The 6,306-nt window shown below is 64.5% G+C and carries 2 protein-coding genes and 1 pseudogene; 1 reads left to right on the top strand and 2 read right to left on the bottom strand.

Annotation, left to right across the window (positions count from 1 at the left end; all coding sequences use genetic code 11):
• Window positions 1-2,778 precede the first annotated feature (2,778 nt).
• Entirely contained in the window at window positions 2,779-3,129 is a 351-nt protein-coding gene (locus tag ACFYP3_RS36750) for a hypothetical protein (protein ID WP_388842389.1), read from the top strand.
• Between the two features lie 1,495 nt (window positions 3,130-4,624).
• Here the strand turns inward: ACFYP3_RS36750 and ACFYP3_RS36745 are convergent.
• Both ACFYP3_RS36745 and ACFYP3_RS36740 read right to left on the bottom strand, forming a co-directional pair.
• Window positions 4,625-5,571, bottom strand: a pseudogene (locus ACFYP3_RS36745) (IS110 family transposase); the annotation flags it as partial.
• Between the two features lie 94 nt (window positions 5,572-5,665).
• On the bottom strand, window positions 5,666-6,306 hold a 641-nt coding region (locus tag ACFYP3_RS36740; protein WP_388842387.1), incomplete at its 5' end, for a transposase.

Below are 6,306 nucleotides of genomic sequence, written 5' to 3'. Positions count from 1 at the left end.
TGCCTCGCTGAACTCGGGCCACCGCCACGCTCTCAACGCTCACCGGTCCACCCTCCACGATCGGAAGTCACACCGAACCATTCACAACCCCGGCCTTGCGCCGCCGCCTGGACGTCCGCTGGGCCCGATCCGCGACCACCGCACCTTCCCCACACAGCCTCTGGTACCGAATTACCCGCGGACGTAGCCACCCCACAGAGCGTCACAGGACGCCTTGACAAACATGATTGGGAGTCAGTAATGCAAACGGAGTAGATAGCCTGGTGGTGCCGCATTCAGAGTGATGGCATTAATGGATGAAAGATCCATTCAACTGCGACGAGGTCGCCGCCCTGGCTCTATCCAGTGAGGTCGACCAGGCTGCCGCGCGCCGCATTGTTTCCCGCTGGGCTACCGACGCGACTGAACTGAGAACGCTACTGGATATGCTCGGTCTCCTGTCTGACGACGAGCCAGGTGCGCATTGGGAGGAGGGGCGTCCTACAGGGCACGACCGGCCAGGCAGCTGAAGACGACCGAGACTTTATCGCCCCGCGACGTGCCCTCTGATGTGCTCCCCGCCTTCGCTCACAACTGGTTCACCAGGGGGCATCGCAACTTGAGGTATTCTTCGTTCAGGCAAGACTCGGCTCACGTGCCTTCGGTTGCCTTTCTTCGCCGTTCGCTGATCATCGCGGAAAGTAAAGAACAGGGACCGGCCCGGTATTGTTTTCGGACGACCAGACGGAGCCCTCGCATCGCGAGGCCAGCCTTGTGTTTTGTCACAGCAACGGGCCGTGGGGCTTCCACCGGCTGCTTTTGGGGCGGTGGGGTGCGCGGAGGATAGCTCGGCGGCAGCTTCGGTTGCTTAACTTCTAAGATGGACAACTCACCCTCCGAGTCCGCGTAGCGAAACGAAGATTTCGTTTTGCCTCTCGCCCTTAGCTGATGGATTGCAGCAAAACGGACTTTCGAAAAGCTGATCAGGCTGCCCGTAGAAGTGTAGAAGTATCACCTCGGTGCCGCCTCAAAGCGGTAGAGGTGCCGCGGTCCTGGCGGGCCAGCAGACACCGATAATCCCGGCGGAGTGGCGTAGATACGCGACAGTGGTGTTTTCTGGGTGGGCTGACGCAGGAAATTTCTGCGCGTTGGAAAAATGTCACCCCGAATCTCGTCCGCGCCCTCGACGCACCAGTTACTCCTGCGGGGCTGATAGATTCTCAGACTATCTCCAGCTATGCCAAGAGTGGCGCAGGCGCCAGGCCCGGTGCCTGCGCCACAGGCCTTCACTGCCACTCTAAGCCAGCCAGCCCGGAGCTCACGCGCCGACGCGCCCGAGGCTGCCGCTGTGTAGTGGAGCCGCTGCGCCGCGGCGCTAGCAGGGTTCCGTGCTCTTGTCTTGAGCCGTCAAGTCGTCGACAGTTTGAGGCGAGTGATTCGAGTTTCTGGGCGGCTTTCTTTTTCCAGACGAGGGCTTAGGGTCCTGGTTTCATGTGGCGTGATCCAGGTACGAAAGCTGGGACAGATTTGTGGATTTCGCAGCGTATCCGCTTGCTCGTCAGTTCTGCGAAGCATCGCTCGGCGAGGTTCAGCGAGGAGGAACTGCTGGGGGCGGAGTGCTGTTTTGGTCCAAATGAACGGCTTGGGGCTCGTTCCAGTCTTTGGCCCACGCGCGGATGCCGGCCTCGAGAACCTGGACGTTCTTGTGCGCCGCCGCGGATCTTCCCGGACCCCCGCTCCACCTGAGGTCCGGGAGTAACCGGCCGAGCGAAGTGCGGGTGCCCGGCGCCTCAGGGCTCTGGGGCATCGAGAACAAGATCCATTATGTGCGGGACACCATGTGGGACGAGGGCCGCTCCCAAGTTCGCACCGGCCACGGCCCCGAGAACATGGCCACCCTGCGCAACGCCGCGCTCACCGTCTCCGCGCCGACAGCGCGACCAACATCGCCGCGGCCGTCCGCGACCTATCCTACGTACCCCTCGCCAGCCCCCTCGACCTCCTCGGCATCCTCGCTGACCAGCACGAATACCGGAGAATCCTACCTTGCAAAAGCCCGGGCCTGGCGCCGGAGCGGAAGGCCTTAAGCTGATTGATGGCACGTGTGACGGTGTGGCGTTTCTTGCGTTCATCGTTGTCAAAGCCGGTAGCCGGTAGGCTGTACGAACCGGTATCGAGGTCGGCTTGCTGGCCTCAGGTCGAGGCGAGATGTCTGTTCTGCAAGCCCCGTGCCTGGAGTGCGTCGGCAGAAGGAGTGCGTGCGCGGCATCTACCCCTGCACCATTCGAGTCCTCGGAACGACTAGGCGCCGCAGGCGGGTGATCGAGCGGACCGTGTGCTGGCTGACCGGCTACCGTCGCCTCAACCACCGCTACCACCAGCGCCTTGCGTTCCCCGGGTCTCTTCAACGGTCTCGCTGAACATCCGCTAGACATGCACTGCAGTGATCCCTCGCGAACCACCGGGCCCGTGGCTCGTCACACAGGACTTCCAGATCACGGTCGAGGAACCGGCGGCGCTAGGAACCCTCTCGGGGACCCCAGACGGCGCGACCCCTCAGCGCTAGCGTGCCCCTCCGCCGACCCGAGAGCGATCCTGGACCAATGCCAACCCCTGGGTGGTGGAGCGCCACCACCTCAAGCACAGCCATCCTCCGTCCCTATGTTCGTCCCCCGGATGCTCTCTTGGGGCTGCGAGAGATTGAGGGTTCCCGTTTCATGGGAAGACCGCAGCCCTCCGTTGAGCGGATGTCTTCGGGAACCCAACACAAGAATCCCATATCAGAGCACAGGAGTGCATATGCGAATCACGAAGAAGCAAGTCTTGACACTGATCGCGAGCACTACCGCAGCTGTTGCTGCCCTCGCCGTACCCGCCGCTGCCGACTCCACTGACAGGGCTTCAGAGTTTCGCTCTGCTTCCCACGCCCAAGCAGGGGTGGGCATCGGTAAGGCGGCATCTGACGGGGTTGATCCCGTTCCGGTGGTGCCGGTGACGGATATGAAGAAGGGGTTCGTCACGAGCGAGCCGGCGGTGCCGGTGACGGATATGAAGAAGGGGTTCGTCACGAGCGAGCCGGCGGTGCCGGTGACGGATATGAAGAAGGGGTTCGTCACGAGCGGACCGGTGCCGGTGAAAGACGTGAAGTAGGTACTTTCCCCGGCTGCGCCTGTGCTGGCGCCAGAGCGTGGAGCTCCGGGCGTTTGAGGGCACAGTTCCCTGTTGTCCCGGCGACTCCGGGGCCGAACGTGCACAAGCGCTTCGTCCCGGTCACCTGGTGTTGGGTACACATGATCGTACGGTTCCATGCATGAGGGTACGGTTCTTTTTATCTTGGGCATGCCCGTGCAGGAAGTCGACGTCGGGTGTGATGGGGCAGCAGCCGGGGCCAGGTGAAACCAGGAGGGAGCGTGACCCTCGCATTTGTTCAGGCTGGTTCGTGACTGGACTCAGGATGCGGTGCGCCGGATCTCCATCTGGGTGTCGTTTCTACGGCTGCCGGGAGCCCTGCGCGAGCTCAATTGACGGACTGTGTGACGTGGCCTTGCCCTGGTCGGCCGCTGGTTGGGACGACCCGCTCCCTGCTGAGCCTCATAGGCATTGAGGTTGGCCTGCCGGGCTCGGCAGGGGCGGGCGAGACCGCCAGAAGTGCCCCGGTCACCCCCGAAGCTGGCCGCAGCCGCAGAGTTACTGGGGTTGTGGGCGTGGTGCGGCAGTGTGTGACCGGTTCCGGTGAGGCATCCGTCGATGAGGTGGCTGCGGTATTGGATAGCGGTGGTGGAGGTGGTCGGGGTCGGTGAAGTCGGTGTTGGCCTGAATGGTCTGGCACAGGGTCGACCAGGTGCCTTCGAGGGGTTGAGGTCGGCGGCGTGGGGTGGCTGGTGGTAGGCGGTGATCCAGTCTTGGGCCTTGATGAAGGGCCGCGTACGGCGGTCCTTGTGAACATTCATGTTGTCCCAGACGAGGACGGTGGGTGTTCCGGGCTGGCGGTGGGCGGCGATGAGGAGGTCGCGGTACTCGGTTCAGGCGAAGCTCTTGCGCCCCCCCGAGCCTTGTGAGCGGCATGCCGTTTGGGCTGGTAGGTGAGGCGGGTGCGTTCGGGGTTTGTAGCAGCACAGGGCGGCAAGGGAGAAGCGGCGCTGGAAGCGTACGCGGACCCGGACGACCGGGGTACCCCATACCCCCGGCATACCGCGACGATCAACGAGTGTCAGCCCCACGACAACCCAACTTCAATATCAGTAGCCACCGCCGAATCAAGAACAGCCGCTTCGTGGGGACAGGAGTGGGCACCGGGCATTCGCCGCCCTGGCCGCCTCACCTGGAGCCTACGTCCACTACAACCGCCGACGCCGGCGACCGTTACTATGCAGCCGTTAGCCACCTCTTCAACTGCGTGATCGGGCCGCCACCTCTGCCTGACCATCCACCAGGAATTCAACGTAGCCACCGCCTTCACCCAGCCAACGAAGCCCCAACTTGCTACCGCTGATTGATCCAGCGGCCGCATGGGGTGGGGTGCCTTGTCGGCAGGTACACGGGATGCCTGACGGGACGCGAGTGGCGAGGAACCGGTCTCTCGGGACGGCGTGGCATGAGCTCGAGCGGCAGCCTGCACCTGCAGGGGGGTGCCCCTATGGGTTGGTCAAGCTGATGGGGCGGGTTGCGGCTCGTAGAAGGTCCCGTTGCGGAGCATCGCGAAGAGCACGTCGGCTCGGCGTCGGGCGCGGCAGAGGAGGGCTTGGGTGTGGTGCTTTCCCTGGGCGATCTTCTTGTCGTAGTAGGAACGGGACTGTGGGTCGGCGAGGGCGGCGAACGCCGAGAGGGAGAAGGCCCGTTTGAGCTGCTTGTTTCCGCGTCGGGAGGGTTGTTCGCCGCGGATCGAGGAACCGGAACTGCGGGTCGCGGGGGGCGAGGCCGGCGTAGGCGGCGAGGTGGGCGGCGGAGGGGAACAAGCTGCCGTCGCCGTCGCCGTCGCCGTCGCCGTCGCCGACGTCGATGAGGATGCGGGCTCCCGTCCTGACGCCGATCCCCGGCATTGACGTCAGAACCTTCGAAAGAGGGTGGTTCTTCAGCAGCTCCTCGATCCTTGTGGCGAGGAGTTTGCGCTGGTCAAGCACCGCTTGGAGGGAACCAGCGAGGCTGGGGACGATCAGAGCCGCAGCGTCGGTGCCCGGGACGACGACGGTCTGCTCGTCCAAGGCTGTGAAGGTGTCCTCGACGGGTCGCTCGGCCATCCGCGGTGCCTTCGGGCGTAGCAACGAACGTCACGAGCCGTCGCCGTCCGGCCTTGCGGATCTGGGCCGGGGAGCCGAACTGATCGAGCAGTTTGAGCACCGCCGGGTGCTGCCCTCCCGGTCCCAGGACCCGTTCCAGCGACGGGTGGATCTGCGTGGGCAGGCCCCGCAGCCGGTTGCTGACGCGGGTTGCTTCGCCGGCCGGGTCGTCGTCGAAGCCGACGATCATCTCGAGCTCGGCGATGGTCTCGTCCTCGAGGTCGACCGAGCGGAGTGTGTGCGGCATGACGCGGGCGGCGTCGGCGATGACGAAGGCGTCGCGGGCATCGGTCTTGGCTTCACCCGGATAGAGGTCAATGCCGTTGACTTATGGGTCGGGTGGAGGGACTGCGGTGACCAGTACGACGGCGTGGGCGGGACGTCGTGTCGGTTGGGGTGGTTTGGACCGGTCAACGCGCCATGCCGGATACTTCGGCAGCATGCGTTTGATCTGGCGGGCGACGGACCGCAGGCGGCGGGGCGGGTTGACCTCTTCCATCAGCTCCTGGGGGAGCGGGGTCAGAGTGCGGGTCTTGTCCGGAGGGGGGAAAGTCCCCTGGCGGGGTGAGGACACTTCGGCGGACCGCCCGGAGTGCGGCGCTGAAGGAGAAGCGGTCGCAGTCGAGTGGCTGTGCATGGGCGGTCGCGGTTCGCCAGATCAGTGCTCGTAGCCCTGCGTGCACGGCCAGATGGGCCCAGATCTCCTGTCGCACCAGTTCAGGGCTCTTGCTGGGGAGAGGGCGGTCGTGTCCGATCTGGGTGGTCTTGAGTTCCGCGAGAGTGTTCTCCGCTTCCCAGCGCTCCGCATACAAGGCTGCGAGTTCGGCTGCCGGCGCCCGGCGGGGGTCCGTCAGAGTGGTGACCAGGCGGTATCGCATGTCGGGATCACGTCCGGTGTCGTCGAGCCGGTACTCGATCACACGCACGGTGACCGACTCGCGGCCGGCCTTCGGCACCCCCTTCTGCACACGGACGTGCACGGTCGAGATCCACGAGCCGTCCTCCAGAACGCGTTCCGGCAGCAGCTTCCAGCCTTTTTGGACCCGGCACA

The sequence above is a fragment of the Streptomyces sp. NPDC005533 genome (assembly GCF_042871845.1).
Classification (GTDB): domain Bacteria; phylum Actinomycetota; class Actinomycetes; order Streptomycetales; family Streptomycetaceae; genus Streptomyces.
Note: the sequence above shows the minus strand (reverse complement) of the source record. Positions and strands in the feature narration are given on the sequence as shown.